Below are 23538 nucleotides of genomic sequence, written 5' to 3'. Positions count from 1 at the left end.
ATGAACGCAGTCGATTTGGGTGTCAACCTGTTCGTGACCCTGTTCGCCCTGCTGGACCCGATCGGCAATCTGCCGATCTTCGCCGCCGCGACGGCCGGGGCGACCCTGCGCCAGCGGATTTCGGTCTCGGCCCTGATCTGCGCCTTCGCCGCCGTTTTCCTGGCCTTCTTCCTGTTCACAGGCCTGGGCCTGTTGCAGTTCTTTGGCATTTCGCTGGCGGCGTTCCGCATCGCGGGCGGCATACTGCTGCTGTTCCTGGGTCTGGACATGGCCCGCGGCGACTTCCTGGCCATGTTCGCCGACAAGGATGCGCTGGCAGATTCCAAGGACGTGCGCGGCTATGCCCGCCGACGGTTCCAGCGCCTGGTCGTGCCCTTCGCCATTCCGCTGATGATCGGCCCCGGCGCCATTTCGGCGGTCATCATCCAGGCTGGCGAGGCGGCCAAGCTGGGCTACGCCGGGACCATGGGGTCGCTGGTCGCGATCGCGGCGGCCTGCGCCGTCTCCTTCGTCTGTTTCGCCCTGACCGGGTCGCTCAGCCGCCTGCTGGGCGAGGTCGGCATGGCGATCATCGTTAAGGTGCTGGGCCTGATCCTGTGCGCCCTGGCGATCCAGTTCATCCTGCTGGGCCTGGGCGAGGCCATCCCCGGCATGATCTCCGGCGCGGTGACGACGCCCTATCCGGCGACCAAGTAAGACGTCAGTCCGCCTCGTCCTCGATGGCGTGGATGTCGTCGTCAGTCAGGCCCAGATGGTGGCCGATCTCGTGGATCAGGACGTGGGCGATCAGTTCGCCGATCCCCACGTCGCCGCGTTCGCACCATTCGTCCAGGATAGGGCGGCGATAGAGGAAGACCCGCGACGGCTCGGCCGCCGGTCCCAGGCTGTCGCGCCGGCCGATGTCCACACCATGATACAGGCCCGTCAGCTCGAAAGGGTCCTCGATCTCCATCTCCGCCAGCGTCGCTTCGTCGGCGAAGTCGTCGATGCGAATGACCACCTCGCCCGCCGCCTGTTTGAACGGTCCGGGTAGGGCGTCGAACGCCTCCTGAGCCAGGCGGGCGAAGTCGTCGAGGGAGGGGGCGATCGGGTCGGTCATGCCCGCGATATCGCCGCCCCGACGCCCTGCCGCAACGGGGCGCGATGACGCGATCACGAGACTGCCGCTTTTTCGCGCGCTTGGAGTATGGTTAGCGAATCGGGGCTGAGACTCTTCTCCAGGGACACGAATGGCCGAGGCCGACATCGCCTATGTCGCCACAGCGGGCGCAGCCGGACTGGCCATGGCCGTCAGCGCCTGGGCCTTGCTGCTGCGTGGGCGGTTGCATGAGACCGCCGTCGCCGCCGAGCGCGAGCGGGTCGAGGCCCTGGCCGACCTCAGCCGTCATGACGCCATGCTGCGCGCCTTCGACGATGTCAGCCTGGCCCTGACGCCGGACGGGCAGGCGGCCGGTCTGCCGATCGGTTCGGCCGAACTGATCGCGCGGCTGGCGGGTGAGGACGCAGAGGCCGGGGCCGCCGTCCTGAACAAACTCCGGATCACCCACGGCGCCCTGATCGACGCCCTGGTTCATGAAGGTCAGGCGTTCGAAGGTTTGGTCGCGCTGGACGATGTGGAGCCTTGGCGGATCGAGGGCCGGGTTGCGGGCGGTTCGGCCTGGCTACGGCTGTCGCCCGCCTCGCGCTTCACCCTGACCGGCGCCGATGCGACCGAAAGCGGCCTGGCCCTTTTGGGCGACGCCTCGCCGACCCCGACCTGGGTCGTGGACGGGACCGGCAAACTGGCCTGGGCCAACCGCGCCTGGCTGAACGAGACGAATGCCGAGAGCATCGACGACGCCGTCGAAAAGGGCGTGTCCTTCGACCGCGGCGCCGACGCCCTGGTCGCCGAGGCCGCGCGGCTGGGCGTGCGACAGGACGGCTTCCGCTGGACGACCGGCGGGGGCGCGCGGCGCGCCTGGCGCATCATCGCCGAACCGGCTGGCGGCGGCGCCGTCACCGCCTTCGCCATCGAAGTGACCGAGGCGGAAGAGACGCGCGACACCCTGCGCCGCCACGTCGACGCCCATGACGAGACGCTGAACCACTTAGCCGACGCCGTCGCCATCTTCGGCCCGCAAAAGCGGCTGGCCTTCCACAACACCGCCTTCCAGACCCTGTTCGACATCGACGCGGCCTGGCTGGACGAACGTCCGACCCATGCCGAGCTGCTGGATCGCCTGCGCCAGCGTCGCAGCCTGCCCGAGGTCGTCGACTACGCCGGCTGGAAGGCGCGTGAGCTGGAGTTCTATGGCGCGTCGGAGGCCTCGCCGGACGACAGCTGGTCCCTGCCGGACGGGCGCACTCTGCGCGTCGTGCGCCAGCCGCACCCGCTGGGCGGCATTCTGCTGATTTTCTCGGACATCACCGACGAGCTGAAGCTGCGCAGCCGCTTCAACGCCCAGATCCAGGTCCAGCGCGCGACGCTGGACAAGCTGAACGACGCGGTCGCGGTGTTCGGCTCGGACGGCCGACTACGGCTGCACAATGAGGCGTTCGAGACCTTCTGGAACCTGTCGGCGGACAAGATCGCGACGGCCTCGGACTTCGACGCCCTGGCCGAACTGTGCAAGGCCGTGCTGCCCGATCCCGCCCTATGGCTGGGGCTGAAGGCGCGCGTCGCCGATCCCGATCCCGAAAGCCGCGTCGCCATTTCCGGCGAGGGCCGGACCGTGGACGGTCGCGTCGCCGCTTGGCAGACCCGTCCCCTGCCGGACGGCGCGACCCTGGTCGCCTTCTCGGACGTGACGGCGCGTCGCGGGCTGGAGCAGGCGCTGGTGCAGCGCGAACAGGCCCTGGCCGAAAGCCAGGCGCTGAAGCGCGAGTTCGTGGGCAGCGTCTCGTATGAGCTGCGCACGCCGCTGACGACCATCGTCGGTTATTCCGAACTGCTGGAGACGATGGGCGACCTGCCGGAGCGCAGCCGCCAGCACGCAGGCGCCATCCGCATCGCCGCCAGCCAACTGGCCCGCTCCATCGACGACGTGTTGGACATGGCCCAGATCGACGCCGGCGAGATGGAGCTGTCGCTGGGCGACCTGCGGGTCTGCGACCTGCTGAGCCAGGCCGCCGAAAAGGTCCGGGCGAGGGTCGAGGGGCGCGGCGCCACACTCACCGTGTCCTGTCCTGCCGATCTCAAACCCATCCGCGCCGACGAGCACCGCATCGGCCAGGCGCTGGATCATCTGCTGGAGAATGCGGCGCGCGCCGTGTCCGAAGGCGGGGCGGTCGAGCTGAAGGCCGAGACCGGCCCGTCTGAAATCCGCCTGACGGTGTCCGACACCGGGCGCGGCATTCCCTATCATCTGCAGGCCCACGTCTTCGACCGCTTCGTGCGGCGCGAGCGCGGCGGCCCCGGCGTGGGTCTGGCCCTAGTCAAGGCCCTGGTCGAACTGCACGGCGGCTGGGCCGAGGTCGAAAGCGAGCCGGGCAAGGGCGCCGCCTTCATCCTGCATCTGCCGCTGGGCGCCGCGACGACCGCCGCCGCGCCCGAGCTTCAGCTGGAACTCTAGCGCCGCGACGCCTTCGAGGCGTCCCGCGCCGGACCGAACTCGGCGCCCGCGTTCCATTCCGGCCATTGGTCGCCGTCCGCCAGCTCGCGACCGACGGCGTAGATGAGGGCGACATCGGCGGCGGCGGCGTCCATCGTCCAGGTCGAATCCCATTCGTCCGTGGGCTGATGATAGCGGTTCTGGACGTAGTCGCGGCTGGCCGCGCTGGCGCCGGTAAAGCCCGCCGCCGGGAACAGGGCCGGCACGCCCTTCAGCGCCAGCGGGAAATGGTCCGAACGATAGAAGGCCCCGGCCTGGGGCGCCGGATCGGCGATCAGGGTGCGGCCCGTTTCGGTCGCGTGGCGCGCCAGAATCTCGTCCAGCTGGTTCTTGCCCTTGCCGATGACGACGACGTTCGGGTCGATCTCGGTCCCCGGTAGCAGGCTGTCGACGTTGATGTTGGCGACCGTGGTCTCCAGCGGCCAGACCGGATTGGCGGCGTAATAGGTCGAGCCCAAGAGGCCCGCCTCTTCGCCAGACCAGGCGGCGAAGACGACCGACCGTTTCGGACGCGGACCTTCGGCGAAGGCGTGGGCCAGTTCCAACAGGGCCGCGACGCCGGTCGCATTGTCCACCGCCGCATTATAGATCTTGTCGTCCTGGGCGTTCGGCGTGCCGACGCCGTAGCCGTCCCAATGGGCCCCGTACATGACGGTTTCGTCCGGGCGTTCGGAGCCGGGAATGCGGGCGATGACGTTCTTGGTTTCCACCTTGTCGGCGATCTGGCCGAAGTCGACGCTCATCGTCAGGCCGGGCAGGACGACGGGCTTGAAATCGGCGCTGCGCGCGCTGTCCTTCAGGGCGGCGAAGTCGAGGCCGGCGGCGGTGAACAGCTCTTCCGCCTTGGCGCGCTGGATCCAGCCCTGGAACGCCGCGCGCTCGGCGTCGGGGTTGGCGCGCACGATGTCGAACTTGGGCGCGGCCGATGAGTTCTGCAGCGTCGACCAGGGATAGCCCGCGCCAGCCGTCTCATGCACCACCAGAACGCCGGCCGCGCCGCGACGACCCGCCTCCTGGAACTTGTAGGTCCAGCGGCCATAGAAGGTCATGGCGTTTCCGTCGAACTTGCCCGCGACCGGATCGCCGTCGGGCGCCTGGAAGTCGGGATCGTTGACCAGGACGACGATGACCTTGCCGCGCACGTCCATGTCCTTGAAATCGTCCCACTGGCGCTCGGGCGCCGTTCCGCCGTAGCCGACAAAGACCACGGGAGCGTCGGTCACCGTGATGTGGTTGGTCGGCCGGTCGCTGGACACCAGAACGTCGGGACCGCGCTCCAGGCTGATGGTCTTGCCGCCAACGGTCGCGGCGACGGCGGCCGGACCGTCCTGGCGCGTGCGCGACAGATGGGCGACCTGGACGAGGGCGCCGTCCGGCCCGCCGCCCTCGGCCCCCGCCGCCTTGAACTGTTCGACCAGCCAGGCGACGGTCTTTTCCTCGCCGGCCGAGGCGGGGGCGCGGCCTTCGAATTCGTCCGACGCCAGAACCCGAACCGACTCATTCATCCGCGCGGCGTCGATGTTCGGCGCCGTCTCCTGCGCCAGGGCCGGAGAGCAGGCCATCATCAGGGCCAGGATGGAAACAGCGGGGAGGGCGTGGCGCATCGGATACTCCTGATCGAACCGCGCGACCCTGCCTTTCTCAGTCCCGGCTGTCGAGCCAGTCGATGACGCCCTGGGCCGCGACGACGCCGGAGGCGAAGCTGGCCTGAAGCAGATAGCCGCCGGTCGGCGCCTCCCAATCCAGCATCTCGCCCGCGATGAAGACCCCCGGTCGCGCAGCCAGCATCAGCCGCTCGTCCACGCCGTCCAACACCACACCGCCCGCCGAGGAAATCGCCCGTTCCAGTCCCTGAACGCCGGTCAGGGTCAGGGGCATGGCCTTGATCCGCTCGGCCAAGGCCCGAGGCGAGGCGGGCAGGGGGCCGGCCTCATACAGCAGGGCGACGGCGGCCGGCTCCAGTCCGACCACCTTGCGCAGATGGTTCGACAGGCTGGCCTTGCCGCGCGGCTTCGACAGACGGTCGGTCAGTTTTCCGACCGCCACATCCGGCTTCAGGTCGATCTGGATCTCGGCGCGCCCCGCCGTCTCGACCGTCGTCCTCAACGCGGTGGTCAGCGCATAGATGGCGCCGCCCTCGATGCCGTAGCGGGCGATCATCGCCTCGCCCCGCGCCGTCCGCTCGCCATGCGTGACTGAGACACCTTTCAGCGGCTGGCCCGCGAACCGATCGCGGAACAGCGCCGACCAGGCCACGTCGAAGCCGACATTGGCCGGCCGGAACGGCGACACGGCGGCGCCCTGCGCTTCCAGCCACGGCGCCCAGGCCCCGTCCGAACCCAGACGCGGCCAGCTGGCGCCGCCCAGAGCCAGAACCACGGCGTCGGGCCGTTCCAGCCGCTCGCCCTCCGGCGTTTCGAACGCCAGCGCCCCGTCGCGCCAACCAGTCCAGCGCGAGCGCGTGCGGATATCGACCCCCTGCGTCTCAAGCCGCGCGAGCCAGGCCCGCACCAGGGGCGACGCCTTCATGGCCTTCGGAAACACCCGCCCGCTTGAGCCGACGAAGGTTTCCTGCCCCAAGGCCTCGACCCAGGCGGTCAGGTCGGCAGGCGTGAACTGGTCGATCCAGGCGGCGGCCGTCGGCTGGGCCGGGCCATAGCGGGTCATGAACCGGTCCAGCGGTTCCGAATGGGTCAGGTTCAGCCCGCCGCGCCCAGCCATCAGCAGCTTGCGGGCCACGGAAGGCATCCGGTCGTGCACCACGACCGTCGCCCCTGCCTGCGCCAGCCGTTCGGCCGCCATCAATCCGGCAGGACCGGCGCCGATCACGTGAACGGTGCGGGAGGTCGTAAGACTGGGCGACTGTTGCATGGCGTGGCTTTGCGCGCTTGCGGCCGCGCTGGCTATAGGCGTCGTCATCGCTATGTTCCTTACCATGAGCGTTGCCTTCACCCGCGAAGAAGATCTGGAAGCCACCGCCGCCGACCTGGCGGACCGCCCGATCTCGCCCCATCCCAATCTGGTCACGCCCGAGGGGCTGGCCGCGATCGAGGCCGAACTGGCCTCGGCCCGCACCGCCTATAAGGCCGCCCAGGTGCAAGGCTCGATCGAGAGCGACCGCACCGCCATGGCGCGCGCGACGCGGGACCTGCGCTACTGGTCCGCACGGCGCGCCTCGGCCCAACTGATCGCGCCGACCGAGGACGATGGGGCCGTGCGGTTCGGGGGTTCGGTCTCCATCGAGCGCGAGGACGGGCGCGCCCAAACCTGGCGCATCGTCGGCGAAGACGAGGCTGATCCCGCCGCAGGCTCGGTCAGCCATGTCTCGCCCCTCGCGCGCGCCGTCATGGGCAAAAGGGTCGGCGACGAGGTGACGGTGGCCGGTCAGTCGGCCGAGATCGTCGCGGTCGGCTAGACCTCAGTTCTGGGCGTCCTCGTCGCCCAGCATATCCCGCATCATATCCAGGATCAGCTTCTGCTTGCGCGCGGGCAGGCGCGGCGCCAGGCGGGTGATCTCAACGCTGGTCTTGGTGGGGCGATGCTCGTGGTCGAAGGCGGGCGCCTCTTCGGCGACGCCGACCGTCGCGCTGCTGTAGCCGTCGAAGAAGAAGGGGATGCCGACCTTCATGAACTCGGCCATTTCAAACAGTTTCGAGGCCGAGACGCGGTTCGTGCCCTTCTCGTACTTTTGCACCTGCTGGAAGCTGACGCCGACGGCTTTGGCGAGGGCGGTCTGGGTCAGGCCTAGGTCTAGGCGCTTCTCCTGAACGCGACGGCCGACATGGCGATCGACGGGATGCGGATCCTCGTCCTTTTCACGCGCCATCGCCGTCACCCTTCACCTAGATCGCTGCTTGAATCCCCTGGACCCTAGATCGCCGGATCGACGGCCACAAGGACAGGATGAACGCTGTTAGCATTGAGAAAAAGAACAGGAAATCGCCAAATCGACCATAGGGCGTGACGCCCGTCGGACGGGGCAGGGGGGCGTCGATGACGCCCATGACGCCCGGCTCGAGCCGTTGACCCTCCACGATCCGGCCCCAAGGGTCGATCATGGCCGAAATCCCGGTCGGGGTGGCCCGCGCGATGGGCAGGCCGGTCTCGATGGCGCGATAGCTGGCTAGGTTCAGATGCTGGCGCGGGCCCGAGGTCGCGCCGAACCAGGCGTCGTTTGACGCATTGACGATCCACTCGGGCCGCCCGGCTGCGCCCGGGGTGAAGCCGGGATACAGGCTCTCATAGCAGATCAGCACCTGCGCCGGCGGGGCCCCTGGAACCGAAATCGGGGCCGGCGTCGGTCCGGCGGAAAAGTCGCTGGGCATATGCACCAGGCTGCGCAGGCCGATAGAGGTCATGATCGAACCTAGAGGCAGGTACTCGCCGAACGGCACCAGCCGGTGCTTGTCATAGACGGCGGCGACCCTTAGTCCCGCCCCGCCTTCGTCGGCTAGGGCGAACAGGCTGTTGTAATAGCGCGCGCCCTCGGGCGCATTCAGGTCCGGCTCGCCGCGCGCCAGGCCCATCAGCAAGGTCTGTCCGGGACGCAGGGCCCCCGCAATGGCCTGGGCGTCGGCTGAGGCGAAGACGTCGTTGGCCGAGGCGGGCAGGGCGCCTTCAGGCCAGACCACCACATTGGGCGTCCGCGCCGCCGCCTGACCCGTCAGGGCGACATAGCGATCGACGATGGAGCGATAGGCCTCGGGCGACCATTTGGTCTCCTGCTTCACATCAGCCTGAACCAGGCGCACGACCGTGTCGGTGAACTGAAGATCCGACTGCGCCAATCTGACGGCGCCGAAGCCGCCGACGGCGATCAGGGCCAGGGTGCCCAAGCCCGCCGAGATCAACCGGCTCCGCCTGTCGCCAGGCCCGATCAAAGGCGCGAAAGCCGCCGTCGCCGCGACCGTCACCAGGCTCAGCCCATAGACGCCGACGACCGAGGCGAACTGGGACATGCCGCCGCCCGCGCGCCAGGTCGCGCCGGCCGGATTCCAGGGAAAGCCCGTCAGCACATGGCCGCGCAGCCATTCGGCCGCGCAGAACAGGGCGGCGAACAGCAGCACCCGCACGGCGCCAAGCGGCGCGAACCGACGATAGAGGGCGCAGGCCGTCCCCCAGAAAAGCCCCAGGCCTCCCGGCAGCAGGCTGGCCGCGAACGGCGCCATCCACGCCTGTTCGGGATTGACGAAGAACGCCTCGGCCACCCACCAGCACCCGACAAAGAAATAGGCGAACCCCGCCAGCCACCCCATCCAGAAGGCGCCGCGCACCGTGTCGGACCGCTCCGACAGGATCATCAGCAGCGGATAGCCCAGAAGACCGATCAACACTCCGAACGGCGGATGAGCGAAGGCCGTCCCGGCGCCGGCCAGCAGCGCCACAACGATGCGGATCAGCCGCCACGTCAGGGCGCGTTTCCTGTCGGGCAGGGCGCGGATCGGGGCCGCGAAACGGTCCAGCAGGGCGTCGGGGAACATCGGGTCAGTCCTGCTCGGCGATATAGGGGTCGGCGACGCCGATCTGGGCCAGGATTTCACGCTCCTCGGCCTCCATCTCCTCGGCCTCGGCGTCGTCTTCGTGGTCGCGACCCAGAAGGTGCAACACGCCGTGGACGACCAGATGGCTCAGATGATCGGCCAGGGTTTTGCCCTGCGCTTCGGCCTCGGTCGCGCAGACGCCGTAGGCGAGGACGATGTCGCCCAGATGCGGAAAGGCGTTCTCCGGCGCCGGGAAGGACAGGACATTGGTCGGCTTGTCCTTTTCGCGAAACCGACTGTTCAGTTCGCGCACGGCAGCGTCGTCGGTCAGCAGGACGACGATGTCGCCCTGCACGGCGCCCAGCGCGGCCTGCGCCGCGCGTTCGACGACGGCCTCGACGTCCGGCAGGGCGCCGGTCCAGGCCTCGGCCTCAACTTCAATCTCGATCATGCAGGGTCTTCGAGGTCCGGTGCCGGACGACCTTTCGCGGCGTCGGCGTCATAGGCGCGCACAATCCGCTCGACCATTGCGTGACGCACCACGTCCGAGGCCTCGAACTTCAGGATGCCGACGCCCTGGACCCCGTCCAAGATCCGCAGGGCGTGGGCCAGGCCGGAGTCGCGCGGGTTCAGCAGGTCGATCTGCGACGGATCGCCGGTCACCACCATCCGCGCACCCTCGCCCAGGCGCGTCAGCACCATCTTCATCTGCAGGCGGCTGGTGTTCTGGGCCTCATCGACGATGACGAAGGCGTGGCTGAGCGTGCGGCCGCGCATGAAGGCGATCGGGGCGGCTTCGATCTCGCCCTTGTCGCGGCGACGTTGCACGTCCTCGGCGCCCAGAATGTCGTTCAGCGCCTCCCAGATCGGCGCCAGATAGGGATCGACCTTTTCGTTCAGATCGCCGGGCAGGAAGCCCAGCTTCTCACCCGCCTCCACCGCCGGGCGGGTGATGACCAGCCGGTCCACCTGCCCCCGCCGCAGCAGCGATGCGCCATAGGCCGCCGCCAGAAAGGTCTTGCCGGTGCCCGCCGGGCCGACGCCGAAGCTCAGTTCGCACCGGCCCAACATGTCCAGATAGGCGGCCTGCGCCTTGGTCTTGGGCACGATGGCGCCGCGCTTGCCGCCCGGCAGCGATACGCCCGCCGCCGCCATGCCGGGCGTGCCGCGACCGCCGCGCGCCTGGCCCAGGGCCGCGCGGACGTCGGCCTCGGTGACTTCGGCGCCCAGAGCCGCGCGCTTGGCCAGATCCTCGATCACCTGGCGGGCGTCCGTGCGGTCGCGTGCGCCGCCGTTGACGGAGACCCCGCCGCCCGGGGCCTCGACCAGCACCTTGAAGGCGTCCTCGATCAGGGCGACGTGGCGACTGTTCGGCCCGATGACCGCCCGCAGTTCGGCATCGTTCAAGGGGACGAATTCAGACTCACGCGCCATCAAGCGGCCTTTTCTTCTTGGGCTTTCGCCGAGCCCGCGGGACCCGGCTGCTTGAGCCCGTCTGCTATGAGCCGGCCCGACAGACTGTTCTGCTGGCCGGCGATGATCTCGACCGGAACGATCTGCCCGATCAGATGATCCGCGTCATCGACGTGGACCGATTGAAGATATGGGGATCGACCGATCGCTTGGCGACGGTGGCCGTGCCGTCCCGGCTTGTCGAACAGGACGTTCAGCGTCCGGCCGGCCTGAGCCGCATTGAAGGCGGTCTGCTGTTCCGTCAGCAGGGCGATCAGGCGATGCAGTCGGTCCTTGACGATTTCCGGCTCGACCTGTTTGCCCATGCCCGCCGCCGGCGTGCCCGGTCGCGGCGAATAGGCGAAGGCGAAGGCCCCGGCGTAGTTCACGCGACGCACCAGATCCAGCGTGTCCTCGAACTCCCGATCCGTCTCACCGGGGAAGCCGACGATGAAGTCGCCGGCGATGGCGATATCGGGCCGTGCAGCGCGGATGCGGTCGATCAGGTCGAAATATTTCTGACGCCCGTGCTTGCGGTTCATCGCCCGCAGGATCCGATCCGACCCCGCCTGAACCGGAAGGTGCAGATAGGGCATCAAGGCGTCCAGATCGCCGTGGGCGGCGATCAACTCATCGGCCATGTCGTTGGGGTGGCTGGTCGTATAGCGGATGCGGTCCAGGCCGGGGATCTCGGCCAGGGCATAGGCCAGTTCGGCCAGGGTCGCCTTTCGCCCGTCCGACCGCTCGCCATCATAGGCGTTGACGTTCTGGCCCAACAGGGTGACTTCGCGCACGCCCTGATCCGCCAACTGCCGCGCCTCTTCCAGCACCGCCGCCATCGGCCGCGACCATTCTGCGCCGCGCGTATAGGGCACCACGCAGAAGGTGCAGAACTTGTCGCAACCCTCCTGCACCGTCAGGAAGGCGGTCGGCCCCTCGGTGAAGCGGGCCGCGGGCAGAGCGTCGAACTTGTCGTCGGGAGCGAAGTCGGCGCCGATCCGCTCGCCTCGCGCCCGCGCCGTGCGGGTCAGAAGCTCGGGCAGCTGGTGATAGGCCTGGGGACCGACGACGATGTCGACGGCTGGTTGACGCCGCATGATCTCCTCGCCCTCGGCCTGGGCGACGCAGCCGGCGACGGCGATGGTCAGGTCCCCGCCGGTCTCGCGCCGGATGTCGCGCATCTCGCGCAGCTTGCCGAGCTCGGAATAGATCTTCTCAGCCGCCTTTTCGCGGATGTGGCAGGTGTTCAGGATGACGAAGTCGGCGGCCTTCACGTCATCGGTGACGCCATAGCCCAACGGGCGCAGCACATCGGCCATGCGCTCGGAGTCATAGACGTTCATCTGACAGCCGTAGGTCTTGATGAACAGACGCCTTTCAGGCGCCGTCTCGACTAGAGGAACCATGATCTCGGTCATCGTGGGCTTATGATCGCCCGCAAGCGTCGCGACAAGCCGAGCGTCAGCCCGCATCCACATCGACGGGATCGACGCGCGCCGCATGGCGGGTGAAGATCAGGCCTTCGCGCTTGGACGGCTCGGCGCCCTCGATCGCAACGCCATAGAGCTCCAGCTTGTGGCCGATCAGCTGGAAGCCCAGCCGCTCCGCGATCTCGTTCTTCAGCCGCTCGATCTCGGCGTCGAAGAATTCGATCACCTCGCCCGACTTGGTGTCGATCAGGTGGTCGTGGTGGTCGTCGCCGGCCTCTTCATAGCGGCTGCGGCCGTCGCCGAAGTCGTGCTTCTCGACCACGCCCGCCTCTTCGAACAGGCGCACGGTGCGATAGACGGTGGCGATGGAGATGTGCGGATCGATGGCTGAGGCGCGGCGATACAGCTCCTCGACATCCGGGTGGTCCGCGGCGTTGGACAGCACCCGGGCGATCACCCGGCGCTGTTCGGTCATACGCATGCCGCGCTCGGCGCAGAGTTTTTCGATCCGGTCCATGCGCCTAGAATAGGGGCTTGGATCGCATCAGGGAAGCGTCAGGTTGGCGTCAGGCGCACAGAGGTCGCGGCTCATCACCACCGCATCGGTCCGCGATCCGTCCGCGCCCGCATAATAGGCTTTGCGTCGACCGATCGGATTAAATCCGGTCCGCTCATACAGGCCGCGCGCGGCGATATTGTCGTCGGCGACCTCCAGGAACAGCCGCGTCGCGCCGGCCTGGACCGCAGCGAGGGCCGCCGCCTCGACCAGACGCCGCCCCAGTCCGTGGCGGCGCGCGGATGGGACCACGGCCAGGGTCAGGATTTCCGCCTCGTCGACCACGGTCCGGATCAGGATGAAGCCGTCGGGCTGGCTGACCGCCAGTACGCCTGGCTGAGACAACAGATCGGCGAAGGTGTCGGCGCCCCACGGCGCGGCAAAGGCCTGGGCGTGCAGGGCGGCGAGAGAGACGGGGTCCGCCGCCGTCATGACGCGGGCTGGCGCGGCTGGCCCGGCAGGCGGCTGGGCGGCGTGGCGTCGGGCGCGCGCAGATAGAGCGGACGGGGCGGCTGGGTCGCCGGATCGGCGGCGGCGGCCAGGCGCGCCAGCGCCTCCGGCGACGGCGCGACCCGGTCGTCCAGATGGGCGAAGGACAGATCGGGGAAGGCCTGGGTGACGACCGCAGCGCCATTGCCGATCAGGGCGACGCCCGGTCCGATGTCGACGATCCGCCGCCCGGCCTCTTCCAGCGATAAGGCTTCATCGGGGCCAAGCGGCCCACCGTCGGCGAAGAGGCGCGCATAGACCTGACCCCGCCGGGCATCGATCAGGGCTACGATGGGGCCGTCTTGATCGGTGAGCGAGGCGGCGAGGGCGTCCAGCGCCGACAGACCGACGATCGGGCGATCCAGCGCCGCGCCCAGACCCTGGGCAAAGGCCAGACCGACGCGCAGACCGGTGAAGGAGCCTGGTCCGACCGTGACGCCGATCCGGTCCAGGCTGTCGAAACCGCCGCCCGCCTCGGCCATGACGTCGCGCACCAGGCCGCCGATCCGTTCCTGATGTCCCTTGGTCATCGGCTCAAAGCGCACGGCGAGCGCGCGATCGTCCTCGAACACCGCCGCCGTGCAGGCGCCGAGCGCCGTATCGATCACCAGAAGTCTCATGGGCGTCTTCTAGGCGGCGCGTCGCAGAACCGCCACCGCGTCCGGATCAGAGGGTCTGCTCGACCCGCGTCACCTCGGGCACATAGTGGCGCATCATCTGCTCGACGCCGGCCTTCAAGGTCGCCGACGACGACGGGCAGCCGGCGCAGGCGCCGCGCATCCGCAGGTTCAGAACGCCGGTCGCCTCGTCAAAGGAATCGAACAGGATGTCGCCGCCGTCCTGGGCCACGGCGGGGCGAATGCGGCTGTCCAGCAGGGCCTTGATCTCGGCGACGATCTCGCTGTCGTCCTCGGCATGGCCGTCGGTTTCGCCGCCGGCGCCGCGCGTCAGCGCCTGACCCGAGACGAAGTGATCCATGACGACGCCCAGGATCGGCGCCTTCATCTCGGACCACTCCGGACCCTGCGGCTGGCGGGTCACCGAAACATAGTCCGCGCCGAAGAAGACGCCGTCGACGCCTTCCAGCTCGAACAAGGCCTCAGCCAGCGGAGAGGCCGTCGCCTCGTCGATGGTGCGGTATTCCAGCGCGGCGGTCGGCGACACGTCGCGGCCGGGCAGGAACTTCAGCACGTTCGGATTGGGCGTGGGTTCGGTCTGGATGAACATGGGCGGGAGATGCGCTCGACCCCGCCCCGTTGCAAGACCCGAGCGGAACCTAGCGCCGCTTCAGCCCGCCCAGCAGACCGCGCATCAGCTCGCGGGTCAGGGTCGACCCGGCCGTGCGCAGGACCGACTTGGTCAGCGCCTCGACCGGCGTTTCGCGGGTGGACCGGCGCGCAGGTTTTGCGGCCTCGCGCGCCGCCCGCGCTTCGGCTTGAGCTTGAGCCTTCGCACGCGCTTCGGCGGCCTTCTGATCGGCCTTGGCCTGGATGGCGGCGGCCTTGTCGGCCTCGGCCTGAATTTGGGCCTGGATTTCAGCCTGATCGGCGGCGCTATGACGATTGGCCAGGATTTCGGCGGCGGACTCGCGGTTCAGCACCTGCTCGTAAAGGCCTCGCACCGGGCTGGCGGCCATGACGGCGGCGCGCTCGGTATCGGTCGCGGGACCCAGGCGCGAGGCCGGCGGGCGGATCTTGGTGCGGGCGACGATGGTCGGCGCGCCCTTTTCGTCCAGCACCGACACCAGGGCCTCGCCCACGCCCAGACCCTGAATGGCCTCGGCCGTGTCGAAGGCGGCGTTGGCGCGGAAACTCTGCGAGGCGGCCTTCAGCCCCTTCTGCTCGGACGGCGTATAGGCGCGAAGCGCGTGCTGAATGCGGTTGCCCAGCTGGGCCAGGACGCTGTCGGGGATATCGGCCGGGTTTTGCGTCACGAAATAGACCCCGACCCCCTTGGATCGGATCAGGCGTACGACCTGTTCGACCTTTTCCAGCAGGGCGCGCGGGGCGTCGTTGAACAGCAGGTGCGCCTCGTCGAAGAAGAAGACCAGGCGCGGCTTTTCCGGGTCGCCCACCTCTGGGAGCTGTTCGAACAGCTCCGACAGCAGCCACAGCAGGAAGGCCGCATACAGGCGTGGACTGTTCATCAGCCGGGTCGAATCCAGCACATTGACCTGGCCACGGCCGTCCAGGCCGACGCGGATCATGTCTTCCAGTTTCAGCGCCGGTTCGCCGAAGAAGGCGTCGCCGCCCTGCTGCTCGATCTGCAACAGTGCACGCTGGATGGCGGCGATGGAGGCGGGGGCGACGTTGCCGACCTCGCGCCCGATCCGCTCGGCGTTCTCGCCCACATAGACCAGCAGGCTCCTCAGATCGTCCAGATCCAGCAGCAGCAGACCCTCCTTGTCCGCGACGTGAAAGACGACGGTCAGCACGCCTTCCTGCACGTCGTTCAGGTTCAGCATCCGCGCCATCAGCACCGGGCCGATTTCCGACACCGTGGTCCGGATCGGATGTCCCTTCTGCCCATACAGGTCCCAGAAGACGGTCGGGGCGGCGCGCGGCGTCAGGGTCAGGCCCATCTCCGTCGCGCGGGCGACCAGCTTCTCGTTGGGCGCACCGACCTGGGAGATGCCCGACAGGTCGCCCTTCACATCGGCGCAGAAGACAGGCACCCCGGCGTCGGAAAAGCCCTGGGCCATGATCTGCAGCGTGACCGTCTTGCCTGTCCCGGTCGCACCGGCGACGACGCCGTGGCGGTTGGCGCGGTTGAACAGCAGGTTTTCCGGCTGGGCGGCGTCGGACTGGCCGAGGAACAGGCCGGGCAGGGCGTCGGGCATTGGGGTCTCCGATGGCGTCTCCGGCAAAGGTCTAGCGCGTTCCCTGCGCGCTCGGAACAGCGATTGACGGCGACGGCGGGCGGTTCGACAACACGATCATGAAAAACCCCATCGCCACGCCGTCTTCGGTCGCCGCTCGCAACGCCCTCGGCGTCATCGCCACGGTCGCGGCCGGGGCGGCGATCTACTGGCTGCGGGACATCCTGACGCCGCTGGCGATGGCCATCTTTCTCCTGATCATGATCGACGGGGTGAAGCGGTCGGTCGAGGCGCGTACGCCATTGAACAGCCGCATGGCTGGAATCGCGGCCCTGACGCTGGTGGTGCTGGCCTTCTTCGCGTCCATCGCCATCATCGTGAACGGGGCGGCGGGCTTCTTCGGCGAAGCGTCCGGCGTGTCCCAGAACATCGGCCCGCGCATCGATCAGATCATTCGCGACGCCTATGGGCTGGTGCGCCTGGCCAATCCGCCAACGGCGCAGGACCTGATCAACGGCGTCGATGTTCGCGGCTGGCTGACTTCTATGGCTTTCCAGGTGCAGGGCATCGCCTCGGGCGCCTTCTTCGTCCTGATCTATCTGGGCTTTCTGCTGGCCTCGCAGGTCGGCTTCCGGCGCAAGATCGTCGCCATGTTCCCGTCCGAAGCCCAGCGCGACGAGGCGGTCGCGGTGTTCCAGCGCGTGCGCGGCGGGGTCGAGGGCTATATCTGGGTGCAGTCGGTGACCGGCGCGATGATCTGCGTCGTCGCCTGGATCTTGATGCGGGCGGTCGGGCTTCAGAACGCCGAGTTCTGGACCTTCGTCATCTTCATCGTCGGCTTCATCCCCGTGCTGGGCGGGGCCGTCGCGGGCCTTGCGCCGCCGCTGTTCGCCCTGGTCCAGTTCGAAAGTTACTGGCCCGCCGCCATCCTGCTGGTCGGGTTGCAGGTGATCCTGTTCGTCGTCGGGAACTTTATCCAGCCGCGCATGCAGGGCGACAACCAGAACATCGACCCGGTCGTGGTGCTGCTGGCCCTGGCCTTCTGGGGCAAGCTGTGGGGCGTGGTCGGCATGTTCCTGTCCACGCCGCTGGCGGTCATGGCCATGGCGATCTTGGCCGAGTTCAAAGGCTCGCGCTGGATGGCGATCCTGCTGTCGGGCGACGGCGAGCCCTATGCGAACGAGGGGAAGACGACCGACAGGCCCAAATCGACCCGCCGCAAACCCAAACCGGAACCCGAAGCGGAGGCCTGATCAGGGCTGCCAGCCGCTGATCTGGTCCGCGTCGCTGTCGCCGGCCAGGGCGCCGCGCGTCTTCCTCACCTCGGCCCAGGCCGCGCGAAGCAGGGCGGGCACGCCCTCGCCCGACACGCCGGACACCAGCATGGGACGGCGACCGGCGACGGCCTCCAGTTCGGCGGCCTTCTCCTCGCGCGCCTCGGGCGTCAGGGCGTCGATCTTGTTCAGGGCCAGGATTTCGGCCTTGTCCGCCAGACCCTCGCCATAGGCTTCAAGCTCCCCCCGGATGATGCGGTAGGCCTCGACCACGTCGTCCTGGGTGCCGTCGATCAGGTGGATCAGGCTGGCTGAGCGTTCGACGTGACCCAGGAAGCGCGTGCCCAGTCCCGCGCCCTCGCTGGCGCCCTCGATCAGGCCGGGAATGTCGGCGATGACGAAGCGCTCGGACGGCGACAGGTCCACCATCCCCAGGTTCGGCGCCAGGGTGGTGAACGGATAGTCGGCGATCTTGGGCTTGGCGGCGCTGGCGGCCGACAGGAAGGTCGATTTGCCCGCGTTCGGAAGGCCCGCCAGACCGATGTCGGCGATCAGCTTCAGCCGCAGCCAGATCCAGCGCTCCTGACCGTCCTGACCGGGGTTGGCGTAGGTCGGCGCCTGATTGGTAGGCCCCTTGAAGCGCACATTGCCCCAGCCGCCGTTGCCGCCCTTCAGCAGGAGCTCCATCTTGCCGGGCGTGTCCATGTCTAGCAGGACCGTTTCCTTGTCTTCGTCCAGCACCTGGGTGCCGACCGGGACCTTCAGATGCACGTCCTCGCCCTTGCCGCCGTGCATCTGGCGACCCTGGCCGTGGTGGCCGGTCTGGGCCTTGAAATGCTGCTGATAGCGATAGTCGATCAGGGTATTCAGTCCCTCGACCGCCTCGATCCACACATCCCCACCCTTGCCGCCGTCGCCGCCGTCCGGCCCGCCGTTCGGAATGAATTTCTCGCGTCGAAACGACACGGAGCCCGCACCGCCGTTGCCGGAGCGGATATAGATCTTGGCCTGGTCGAGGAACTTCATCGCGGGCTTATGCCGCAGAAGCGCGGCGAATTACAGGCCCGGCGACCCGGCGCTATTTCAGAGCCAGCGTCACCGTCTTGACGTCCACATATTCGTCGATGCCGTGGATCGAACCTTCGCGGCCATAGCCCGACTGCTTGACCCCGCCGAACGGCGCGGCAGCGGTGGAGATCAGGCCGGTGTTGACCCCGCACATCCCCGCCTCGATCCGACGGCTGAACCGCATGGCCCGGTCCAGATCGCGCGTGAACAGATAGGAGGCGAGGCCATAGTCGCTGGCGTTGGCCTTCTCCAGCGCCTCGTCCTCGGTGTCGAAGGCGAAGACGGGGATCATGGGGCCGAACGTCTCTTCCTCGCGGAACAGGGCGTCGTCGCCGCCGAGGGTCACGGTCGGCTGGAAGAAGCGGCCGCCCAGATCGTGACGCGACCCGCCGGTCAAGACCCGGCCGCCGTCGGCCTTGATCGCCGCGACGTGTTTCTCGACCTTGTCGATGGCCTTGTCCTCGATCAGCGGCCCGACCTTCACGCCGTCGTCGAAGGCGGGACCGACCACGATCTTGGCCACCTCGGCGGCCAGTTTCTCGGCATAGGTTTCGGCGACCGACCGCTCCACATAGACGCGGTTGGGACAAACGCAGGTCTGGCCCGAGTTCCTGAACTTGCCCTTGATGGTTTCGGCGACCGCCAGATCCAAATCGGCGTCGGCGAAGACGATCAGTGGCGCCGCGCCGCCCAGCTCCATCGACACCCGCTTCAGCGTTTCGGCGCATTGCTCGGCCAGCTTGCGGCCCACGCCGGTCGAACCGGTGAAGGACAGTTTGCGAATGTCCGGGCTATCGGTCAGCGCCTTGCCGATAGTGGCGGCATCCCCGGTGACGATCGACAGGGCGCCTTTCGGCAGGCCGGCTTCATAGGCCAGTTCGGCCAGGGCGATGGCGGTGAAGGGCGTCTGGCTGGCCGGCTTGACCACGGCGGTGCAGCCTGCCGCGAAGGCCGGCCCCAGCTTTCGCGTCAGCATGGCGGCGGGGAAGTTCCAAGGCGTGATCAGCGCGCATGGCCCGACCGCCTCGCGATAGGTCAGGATCAGATGTCCCAGCGGACTGTCCTGGGTCTCGCCGATCAACCGTTCGGCCTGGCCGGCGAACCATTTCAGGAAGCCGTTGGCGTAGGTGACCTCGCCCTTGGCCTCTTCGAACGGCTTGCCGTTTTCCAGCGCCATGAGGGCGCCCAGACCCTCCAGATTGTCGTCGATCAGCGCCGCCCATTTGCGCAGGAAGGCCGCACGCGCGTGCGGATCGGATCGCGACCAGGTCTTGAACGTCTCGTTCGCCGCCGCGATGGCCTGTTCGGTTTCGGCGGCGCCCAGATCGGGGACATGGCCGATCACATCGCCTGTCGCCGGATCATCGACGGCGATGCCGCCGCCGTTGGCCGGAATGGCCTTGCCGGCGATCAGGGCGTGCTGGCGCAAGAGTTTGAGGCCGGCGTCGCGGGCGGTGTGGTTCACGGGATGGCTCCTATCGCGGTCCTGAAACGAACAAGGCCCCGACGATGCGGGGCCTTGCCGGTCGAATGCTGCAGCCTGGGCTGCGGTCGTCGATTAGTTCTTGGCGTCTTGAGCGGCGCCGGTCACGGCCTGGCCGGCGGCCTGGGTATCGCGGCCGACGCCTTCAACGGTGTTGCAGGCGGCGGTGGTCAGGGCGGCGGCGGCGGCGACCAGAACGAAAATCTTGCGCATAGGGGAAGCTCCAGGGTTGGCCGGGGTGAAACTCCGCCGGTCTCGCCTCATCAACGCGACGCCAGCGCTGCGGTTCCGGGCGTCTTGTCCGCCGGATCGACGGGCGCGAGCGCTTCCGGGGTGGCGAAGGTCATGCGGGCGATGGTCCCACTTCCCGGAGGGGTCACAAACTCGGTCTCGCCGCGCAGCTGTTTGGCGAAGGCGCTCATCAGGGTGCGGCCCACCCCGACCTCGGCGCCGGCCTGGGCGCCCGGGCCGTCGTCCTCGACTTCCAGAACCGATTTCTCGCCTTGGACGCGGAAGCGCACCTTCAGCTCCCCGCCGCTGCCGGCGAAGGCGTGCTTCTGGGCGTTCGTCACCGCCTCGACCAGCCACAGCGCCAAAGGCGCCAGCTTGTCGGGATCGACGTGCAGGGAATCGGCGTCGACCGAGCTGATGACCACCGGTCCGCGCCCGGCTTCGCTGGCGACCAGTTGCCCCACAAGTTCGTTCAGGAACTCGCGCGCATCGGCATGGCGAATGTCGTTGCTCTGATACAGGGTGCGATAAATCAGGGCCAAGGCCGAGATGCGTTGGCGCGTGTCGCCGAGCGCCGCCTTGGCCGGCGCATCGGTCAATGCGCGCTGCTGCATCGACAGCAGGGACGAGATGATCTGGAGGTTGTTCTTCACCCGGTGATGGATTTCGCGCATCAGCGCATCCTTTTCCACCAAGGCATCTGTCAGCTCGCGGTCGCGCAGGGTGATGGCCTCGGCCATCTCATCCAGGGTGCGCGCCATCGTGCGGATTTCGGACGGGGCGTTCATCGCCTGCAGCGGACGCACCGAGAACCGGCCCTTGGCGTAGATGGCCGCGACCCGCTCCAGATAATCCAGCCAGCGAATAAAGATCCGCTCGGACAGCAGCATCACCGCCGCGAACGCCGTCAACCAGGCGCCCAGCGGCAGCAACAGGGTGCCGATCGGATTGAGCCGTGCCCACGACAGCCACCCCGGCGCCGGGGCCGACAGCAGGGCGTAAAGATCGCCGCCGGCCAAGGCCGCACCCGCATAGTCGCGGCGCTGGTTCTGCGCATCCTTGGCCTCGAACACCGCAGACCCCTGATCGCGCGCCCGATCGACCCAGCCCGCGATGTCGTCGCCGGCCGAGAGTTTAAACACGTCGGGATCACTGGCCGTCAAAATACGACCCGCGCCGTCGGTCAAAGCGGCTTGAGCGCCCGACGGCAGCGCGGCGTCAGTCACATCCGGTTGCAGGGCGGAGAAGGGGATCACGGCGACCATAGCGCCGTCGAACCGGCCCATCGGCCGCTCGGCGCGGGTGGCTACGATCAGCGCGCCTTCATAGCCGGCGCCATCGGGGGCGCGCATGACGACCAGTTCTTCGCCATTGCGCAGCCGCTGGAACCACGTCGACTGGGCGGCGGGCGCCACGCCGGATCTCACGCCGTCCGCCCGGCCCGAGGCGCAGACCGCCTCCCCCGTCGGGCTGATGCGATAGAGGCCCTCGTAGCCTTCCAGACGTCCGACAAGCGCCGTCAGACGCGGTGCGCAATAGGGGCCGACCGCATCGGGGCTGAGCGCGCGCAACAACACTTGGGCGCTATCCAGTTTGGCCTTGGCGCTGGAGGCGCTGCGTTCGGCCGCCAGTTGAAGGTCCACCTGCCGGTCGTCGGCCTGTCTTTGGAAGTCCGCCTGGGTCTGGATCAGGCTGAGCACGAAGATCGGCAGCAGGGCCATGGCCATGGCCGCGCCCAGCCGAAACCGGATGCCCTGAAAGCGATCCGAGCTCCACGTGCGACCGAGCCGCGGCCTTGGGGCGTCCCTGGTCGTCTCGTTCACCGCCGCTCAGCTCCGGGCGCCGGCCAGCCTGTCGGCCTCGCCGAGAATTGAGCGCATGGCGTCACCCGCCGCCTTGCCGTCGCGTCCGTAGCCGCCCCGTTCCAAGGTGGCTTGCAGCGCACGGCGCGCGCGGCTGACGCGGCTCTTCACTGTGCCGACGGCGCAGCCGCAGATCTCGGCCGCTTCTTCATAGGCGAAGCCGCCAGCGCCAACCAGGATCAAGGCCTCGCGCTGCTCTTCGGGCAGGGTCTTCAGAGCTTGACGCAGCTCGTCCAGGGCGACGGGCGCCTCGGGATCGTCCACGGCGACCAGGGTCCGCTCGGCCGCTTCCTGATCCAGCTGCGACTGACGCCACGAGCGGCGTTTTTCGGAATAGAACTGGTTGCGCAGGATCATGAAGGTCCAGGCCTTCATGTTCGTGCCCATCTGATAGCTGGCGCGCGCGTCCCAGGCCTTCATCATGGCGTCCTGCGCCAGATCGTCGGCTGCGGTCGGGTCGCCGGTCAAGGTCCGGGCGAAGGCGCGCAGATGCGGGATCAGCAGGACCAGTTCGCGCTTGAAGCCCTCGTCGTCGGCCGACGCGGGTTTGGGGGCGGCCCCAAGGCGTGAGGTGCTCATGCGGCGCTGTCCGAAGACTTGGCGTCGGCGCGTTTCAGGATATCGAGAAACTCATCGGGCACGGGTTCGTTGACGACCTCGTCGAACATGTGTCGCAGCTTAACGCCAATGGCCTGCTGGCGAAGGCGAGCTTCTTCAAGCCCTGCCTCCCCCTTCTGGTCGCCTTTGGGACGAGAGGAGTCCGGAGAATCGATCATAGACAGAGCCAAGCCCACCCAACTGTCATCGCGAAGAGATGTCGGTCTCAAACGTCATCAGACCGGCGGGGTTCCTGCATGAACGGCTTTTAATGCTAAAGCTTGTTCGCAGCGGCGGAACCGTGATGCGAATGTGACGTTTAAGCTGGCTATAACGCCCTGCCTTGCCGGTCGGGCTGTGATTTGTCGGGGACTATCTGAATGAGCCTTCTGGCCAGACTCGCACCACATCTTCCTTATGTGCGCCGTTACGCACGCGCCCTGACCGGCGATCAATCCACGGGCGACAACTATGTCCGTGTCGCACTGGAGGCCCTGGCCGCCGGCGAACAACAACTGTCGGCCGATATGACGCCGCGGGTCGCCCTTTATCATGTCTTCCACGCCATCTGGTCCTCGACCGGCGCGCAACTGGAAACCGGCACGCTGGAAACCACGGGCAGCGACGCCTCGCAGCGTCTGCTGCGTATCGCGCCGCGCTCGCGTCAGGCCTTCCTGCTGACCGCCCTTGAAGGCTTCACCCCTTCGGAAGCCGCGCAGATCCTGTCGGCCGATCCGCGGGACGTGGAGCGTCTGATCGCCGACGCCCAGGCCGATATCGACGCCGAACTGGCCACCGATGTTCTGGTCATCGAGGACGAGGCCATCATCTCGGCCGACATCCAGAGCCTGGTCACCGAACTGGGTCACCGCGTCACCGGCACCGCCACGACGCACGACGAGGCGATCGACGCCGTCGCCCGCCACAAGCCGGGTCTGGTTTTGGCCGACATCCAACTGGCCGACGGCTCGTCGGGCATCGATGCGGTCAAGGATATCCTGAAGACCATGGATGTGCCGGTGATCTTCATCACCGCCTTCCCGGAACGCCTGCTGACCGGCGAGCGTCCTGAGCCGACCTTCCTGATCACCAAGCCCTTCCAGCCGGAAACGGTGAAGGCGGCGATCAGCCAGGCGCTGTTCTTCCACCCTTCACGCCAGAAGGAAGCCGCTTAAAACGCGGTCCTTCTCCGGCGACAAGATCGGCCT

24 protein-coding genes are annotated in these 23538 nt (G+C 68.0%); 5 read left to right on the top strand and 19 right to left on the bottom strand.

The window, feature by feature from the left end; translation table 11 throughout:
• A complete protein-coding gene (locus tag BLR19_RS11760; RefSeq protein ID WP_017505485.1) occupies positions 1 to 696 on the top strand; it encodes a MarC family protein in 696 nt (231 codons plus the stop codon).
• Positions 697 to 700: 4 nt separating this feature from the next.
• Here BLR19_RS11760 and BLR19_RS11755 read toward each other — a convergent pair whose 3' ends face one another.
• The gene (locus tag BLR19_RS11755; RefSeq protein ID WP_091751206.1) at positions 701 to 1099 is read right to left on the bottom strand and encodes a metallopeptidase family protein; all 399 of its coding nucleotides are present in this window, start codon (positions 1097 to 1099) and stop codon (positions 701 to 703) included.
• Between the two features lie 130 nt (positions 1100 to 1229).
• Here BLR19_RS11755 and BLR19_RS11750 point away from each other — a divergent pair, with 130 nt between their 5' ends.
• Positions 1230 to 3551, top strand: a complete 2322-nt coding sequence (locus BLR19_RS11750) for a sensor histidine kinase (RefSeq protein ID WP_091751203.1) — start codon at positions 1230 to 1232, stop codon at positions 3549 to 3551.
• Here the strand turns inward: BLR19_RS11750 and BLR19_RS11745 are convergent.
• Positions 3548 to 5194 carry a M28 family metallopeptidase gene (locus BLR19_RS11745; protein WP_091751200.1) on the bottom strand — a complete coding sequence of 549 codons (1647 nt, stop codon included), beginning with the start codon at positions 5192 to 5194 and terminating at the stop codon, positions 3548 to 3550. The genes BLR19_RS11750 and BLR19_RS11745 overlap by 4 nt on opposite strands.
• Positions 5195 to 5231: 37 nt before the next feature.
• On the bottom strand, positions 5232 to 6461 hold the full coding sequence (locus BLR19_RS11740; protein ID WP_091751197.1) for a BaiN/RdsA family NAD(P)/FAD-dependent oxidoreductase: 1230 nt from the start codon (positions 6459 to 6461) through the stop codon (positions 5232 to 5234).
• A 64-nt stretch (positions 6462 to 6525) separates the two neighbouring features.
• Here BLR19_RS11740 and greA point away from each other — a divergent pair, with 64 nt between their 5' ends.
• Positions 6526 to 7005, top strand: a complete 480-nt coding sequence (gene greA / locus BLR19_RS11735) for a transcription elongation factor GreA (protein ID WP_176758335.1) — start codon at positions 6526 to 6528, stop codon at positions 7003 to 7005.
• Positions 7006 to 7008: 3 nt separating this feature from the next.
• On the opposite strand, the gene BLR19_RS11730 is transcribed toward greA, so the two are convergent.
• From BLR19_RS11730 to BLR19_RS11685, 10 genes are read right to left on the bottom strand one after another with little or no spacing between them, the layout of a single operon-like run.
• Positions 7009 to 7416, bottom strand: coding sequence for a helix-turn-helix domain-containing protein (locus tag BLR19_RS11730; protein WP_091751191.1), 408 nt, complete (start codon positions 7414 to 7416; stop codon positions 7009 to 7011).
• A gap of 16 nt (positions 7417 to 7432) precedes the next feature.
• Positions 7433 to 9070, bottom strand: coding sequence for an apolipoprotein N-acyltransferase (gene lnt, locus BLR19_RS11725; RefSeq protein WP_091751188.1), 1638 nt, complete (start codon positions 9068 to 9070; stop codon positions 7433 to 7435).
• Positions 9071 to 9074: 4 nt separating this feature from the next.
• Positions 9075 to 9521 carry an rRNA maturation RNase YbeY gene (ybeY, locus tag BLR19_RS11720; RefSeq protein ID WP_091751186.1) on the bottom strand — a complete coding sequence of 149 codons (447 nt, stop codon included), beginning with the start codon at positions 9519 to 9521 and terminating at the stop codon, positions 9075 to 9077.
• Positions 9518 to 10504, bottom strand: a complete 987-nt coding sequence (locus tag BLR19_RS11715) for a PhoH family protein (protein ID WP_091751182.1) — start codon at positions 10502 to 10504, stop codon at positions 9518 to 9520. The genes ybeY and BLR19_RS11715 overlap by 4 nt, the downstream gene beginning before the upstream one ends.
• On the bottom strand, positions 10504 to 11940 hold the full coding sequence (miaB, locus tag BLR19_RS11710; protein WP_255366628.1) for a tRNA (N6-isopentenyl adenosine(37)-C2)-methylthiotransferase MiaB: 1437 nt from the start codon (positions 11938 to 11940) through the stop codon (positions 10504 to 10506). Before miaB ends, BLR19_RS11715 begins: the two co-directional genes overlap by 1 nt.
• A 43-nt stretch (positions 11941 to 11983) precedes the next feature.
• Positions 11984 to 12469: a Fur family transcriptional regulator gene (locus BLR19_RS11705; protein WP_091751175.1), complete on the bottom strand. Its 486-nt coding sequence runs from the start codon at positions 12467 to 12469 to the stop codon at positions 11984 to 11986.
• Positions 12470 to 12496: 27 nt separating this feature from the next.
• Positions 12497 to 12940, bottom strand: coding sequence for a ribosomal protein S18-alanine N-acetyltransferase (rimI, locus tag BLR19_RS11700; RefSeq protein ID WP_091751172.1), 444 nt, complete (start codon positions 12938 to 12940; stop codon positions 12497 to 12499).
• Positions 12937 to 13617 carry a tRNA (adenosine(37)-N6)-threonylcarbamoyltransferase complex dimerization subunit type 1 TsaB gene (tsaB, locus tag BLR19_RS11695; protein WP_091751169.1) on the bottom strand — a complete coding sequence of 227 codons (681 nt, stop codon included), beginning with the start codon at positions 13615 to 13617 and terminating at the stop codon, positions 12937 to 12939. The genes rimI and tsaB overlap by 4 nt, the downstream gene beginning before the upstream one ends.
• 46 nt (positions 13618 to 13663) lie before the next feature.
• Positions 13664 to 14224, bottom strand: a complete 561-nt coding sequence (locus BLR19_RS11690; protein ID WP_055808867.1) for a NifU family protein — start codon at positions 14222 to 14224, stop codon at positions 13664 to 13666.
• Positions 14225 to 14273: 49 nt separating this feature from the next.
• Complete coding sequence (locus tag BLR19_RS11685; RefSeq protein ID WP_091751166.1) at positions 14274 to 15836, bottom strand: helicase HerA-like domain-containing protein; 1563 nt, start codon at positions 15834 to 15836, stop codon at positions 14274 to 14276.
• Positions 15837 to 15934: 98 nt separating this feature from the next.
• On the opposite strand from BLR19_RS11685, the gene BLR19_RS11680 reads away from it, so the two are divergent.
• Entirely contained in the window at positions 15935 to 17068 is a 1134-nt protein-coding gene (locus tag BLR19_RS11680) for an AI-2E family transporter (protein ID WP_091751163.1), read from the top strand.
• On the opposite strand, the gene obgE is transcribed toward BLR19_RS11680, so the two are convergent.
• The 6 genes from obgE to BLR19_RS11650 all read right to left on the bottom strand — a co-directional run bounded on the left by obgE (position 17069) and on the right by BLR19_RS11650 (position 22509).
• The gene (gene obgE, locus BLR19_RS11675; protein WP_091751160.1) at positions 17069 to 18115 is read right to left on the bottom strand and encodes a GTPase ObgE; all 1047 of its coding nucleotides are present in this window, start codon (positions 18113 to 18115) and stop codon (positions 17069 to 17071) included.
• Positions 18116 to 18167: 52 nt separating this feature from the next.
• Entirely contained in the window at positions 18168 to 19622 is a 1455-nt protein-coding gene (locus BLR19_RS11670) for an NAD-dependent succinate-semialdehyde dehydrogenase (RefSeq protein WP_091751157.1), read from the bottom strand.
• A gap of 93 nt (positions 19623 to 19715) precedes the next feature.
• On the bottom strand, positions 19716 to 19853 hold the full coding sequence (locus BLR19_RS11665; RefSeq protein WP_017505506.1) for an entericidin A/B family lipoprotein: 138 nt from the start codon (positions 19851 to 19853) through the stop codon (positions 19716 to 19718).
• A 50-nt stretch (positions 19854 to 19903) separates the two neighbouring features.
• Positions 19904 to 21598: a sensor histidine kinase PhyK gene (locus BLR19_RS11660; RefSeq protein WP_091751154.1), complete on the bottom strand. Its 1695-nt coding sequence runs from the start codon at positions 21596 to 21598 to the stop codon at positions 19904 to 19906.
• A 102-nt stretch (positions 21599 to 21700) separates the two neighbouring features.
• On the bottom strand, positions 21701 to 22312 hold the full coding sequence (locus BLR19_RS11655; protein WP_055754558.1) for a sigma-70 family RNA polymerase sigma factor: 612 nt from the start codon (positions 22310 to 22312) through the stop codon (positions 21701 to 21703).
• Positions 22309 to 22509 (bottom strand): anti-sigma T factor NepR, encoded by a 201-nt coding sequence (locus BLR19_RS11650; RefSeq protein WP_045809524.1) that lies wholly within the window; start codon positions 22507 to 22509, stop codon positions 22309 to 22311. Before BLR19_RS11650 ends, BLR19_RS11655 begins: the two co-directional genes overlap by 4 nt.
• A gap of 201 nt (positions 22510 to 22710) precedes the next feature.
• Here BLR19_RS11650 and BLR19_RS11645 point away from each other — a divergent pair, with 201 nt between their 5' ends.
• Positions 22711 to 23505 (top strand): anti-anti sigma factor/receiver protein PhyR, encoded by a 795-nt coding sequence (locus tag BLR19_RS11645; protein ID WP_026108480.1) that lies wholly within the window; start codon positions 22711 to 22713, stop codon positions 23503 to 23505.
• Positions 23506 to 23538: the final 33 nt, after the last annotated feature.

The organism is Brevundimonas sp. 374, from assembly GCF_900102995.1.
GTDB classification, from domain to species: domain Bacteria; phylum Pseudomonadota; class Alphaproteobacteria; order Caulobacterales; family Caulobacteraceae; genus Brevundimonas; species Brevundimonas vesicularis_C.
The sequence above is the reverse complement of the archived record's forward strand: the minus strand, read 5'-3'. Positions and strand labels throughout refer to the sequence as shown.

What these genes read in the sequence shown, in the direction of transcription:
- rimI (WP_091751172.1), bottom strand. Translation starts at nt 12,940, where the DNA reads ATGACGGCGGCGGACCCCGTCTCTCTCGCCGCCCTGCACGCCCAGGCC.
- BLR19_RS11645 (WP_026108480.1), top strand. Translation starts at nt 22,711, where the DNA reads ATGAGCCTTCTGGCCAGACTCGCACCACATCTTCCTTATGTGCGCCGT.
- BLR19_RS11655 (WP_055754558.1), bottom strand. Translation starts at nt 22,312, where the DNA reads ATGAGCACCTCACGCCTTGGGGCCGCCCCCAAACCCGCGTCGGCCGAC.
- BLR19_RS11745 (WP_091751200.1), bottom strand. Translation starts at nt 5,194, where the DNA reads ATGCGCCACGCCCTCCCCGCTGTTTCCATCCTGGCCCTGATGATGGCC.
- BLR19_RS11715 (WP_091751182.1), bottom strand. Translation starts at nt 10,504, where the DNA reads ATGGCGCGTGAGTCTGAATTCGTCCCCTTGAACGATGCCGAACTGCGG.
- BLR19_RS11705 (WP_091751175.1), bottom strand. Translation starts at nt 12,469, where the DNA reads ATGGACCGGATCGAAAAACTCTGCGCCGAGCGCGGCATGCGTATGACC.
- tsaB (WP_091751169.1), bottom strand. Translation starts at nt 13,617, where the DNA reads ATGAGACTTCTGGTGATCGATACGGCGCTCGGCGCCTGCACGGCGGCG.
- BLR19_RS11680 (WP_091751163.1), top strand. Translation starts at nt 15,935, where the DNA reads ATGAAAAACCCCATCGCCACGCCGTCTTCGGTCGCCGCTCGCAACGCC.
- BLR19_RS11750 (WP_091751203.1), top strand. Translation starts at nt 1,230, where the DNA reads ATGGCCGAGGCCGACATCGCCTATGTCGCCACAGCGGGCGCAGCCGGA.
- greA (WP_176758335.1), top strand. Translation starts at nt 6,526, where the DNA reads ATGAGCGTTGCCTTCACCCGCGAAGAAGATCTGGAAGCCACCGCCGCC.
- obgE (WP_091751160.1), bottom strand. Translation starts at nt 18,115, where the DNA reads ATGAAGTTCCTCGACCAGGCCAAGATCTATATCCGCTCCGGCAACGGC.
- lnt (WP_091751188.1), bottom strand. Translation starts at nt 9,070, where the DNA reads ATGTTCCCCGACGCCCTGCTGGACCGTTTCGCGGCCCCGATCCGCGCC.
- BLR19_RS11665 (WP_017505506.1), bottom strand. Translation starts at nt 19,853, where the DNA reads ATGCGCAAGATTTTCGTTCTGGTCGCCGCCGCCGCCGCCCTGACCACC.
- BLR19_RS11755 (WP_091751206.1), bottom strand. Translation starts at nt 1,099, where the DNA reads ATGACCGACCCGATCGCCCCCTCCCTCGACGACTTCGCCCGCCTGGCT.
- ybeY (WP_091751186.1), bottom strand. Translation starts at nt 9,521, where the DNA reads ATGATCGAGATTGAAGTTGAGGCCGAGGCCTGGACCGGCGCCCTGCCG.
- BLR19_RS11760 (WP_017505485.1), top strand. Translation starts at nt 1, where the DNA reads ATGAACGCAGTCGATTTGGGTGTCAACCTGTTCGTGACCCTGTTCGCC.
- BLR19_RS11730 (WP_091751191.1), bottom strand. Translation starts at nt 7,416, where the DNA reads ATGGCGCGTGAAAAGGACGAGGATCCGCATCCCGTCGATCGCCATGTC.
- BLR19_RS11650 (WP_045809524.1), bottom strand. Translation starts at nt 22,509, where the DNA reads ATGATCGATTCTCCGGACTCCTCTCGTCCCAAAGGCGACCAGAAGGGG.
- BLR19_RS11690 (WP_055808867.1), bottom strand. Translation starts at nt 14,224, where the DNA reads ATGTTCATCCAGACCGAACCCACGCCCAATCCGAACGTGCTGAAGTTC.
- BLR19_RS11740 (WP_091751197.1), bottom strand. Translation starts at nt 6,461, where the DNA reads ATGCAACAGTCGCCCAGTCTTACGACCTCCCGCACCGTTCACGTGATC.
- miaB (WP_255366628.1), bottom strand. Translation starts at nt 11,940, where the DNA reads ATGACCGAGATCATGGTTCCTCTAGTCGAGACGGCGCCTGAAAGGCGT.
- BLR19_RS11685 (WP_091751166.1), bottom strand. Translation starts at nt 15,836, where the DNA reads ATGCCCGACGCCCTGCCCGGCCTGTTCCTCGGCCAGTCCGACGCCGCC.
- BLR19_RS11660 (WP_091751154.1), bottom strand. Translation starts at nt 21,598, where the DNA reads ATGGCCATGGCCCTGCTGCCGATCTTCGTGCTCAGCCTGATCCAGACC.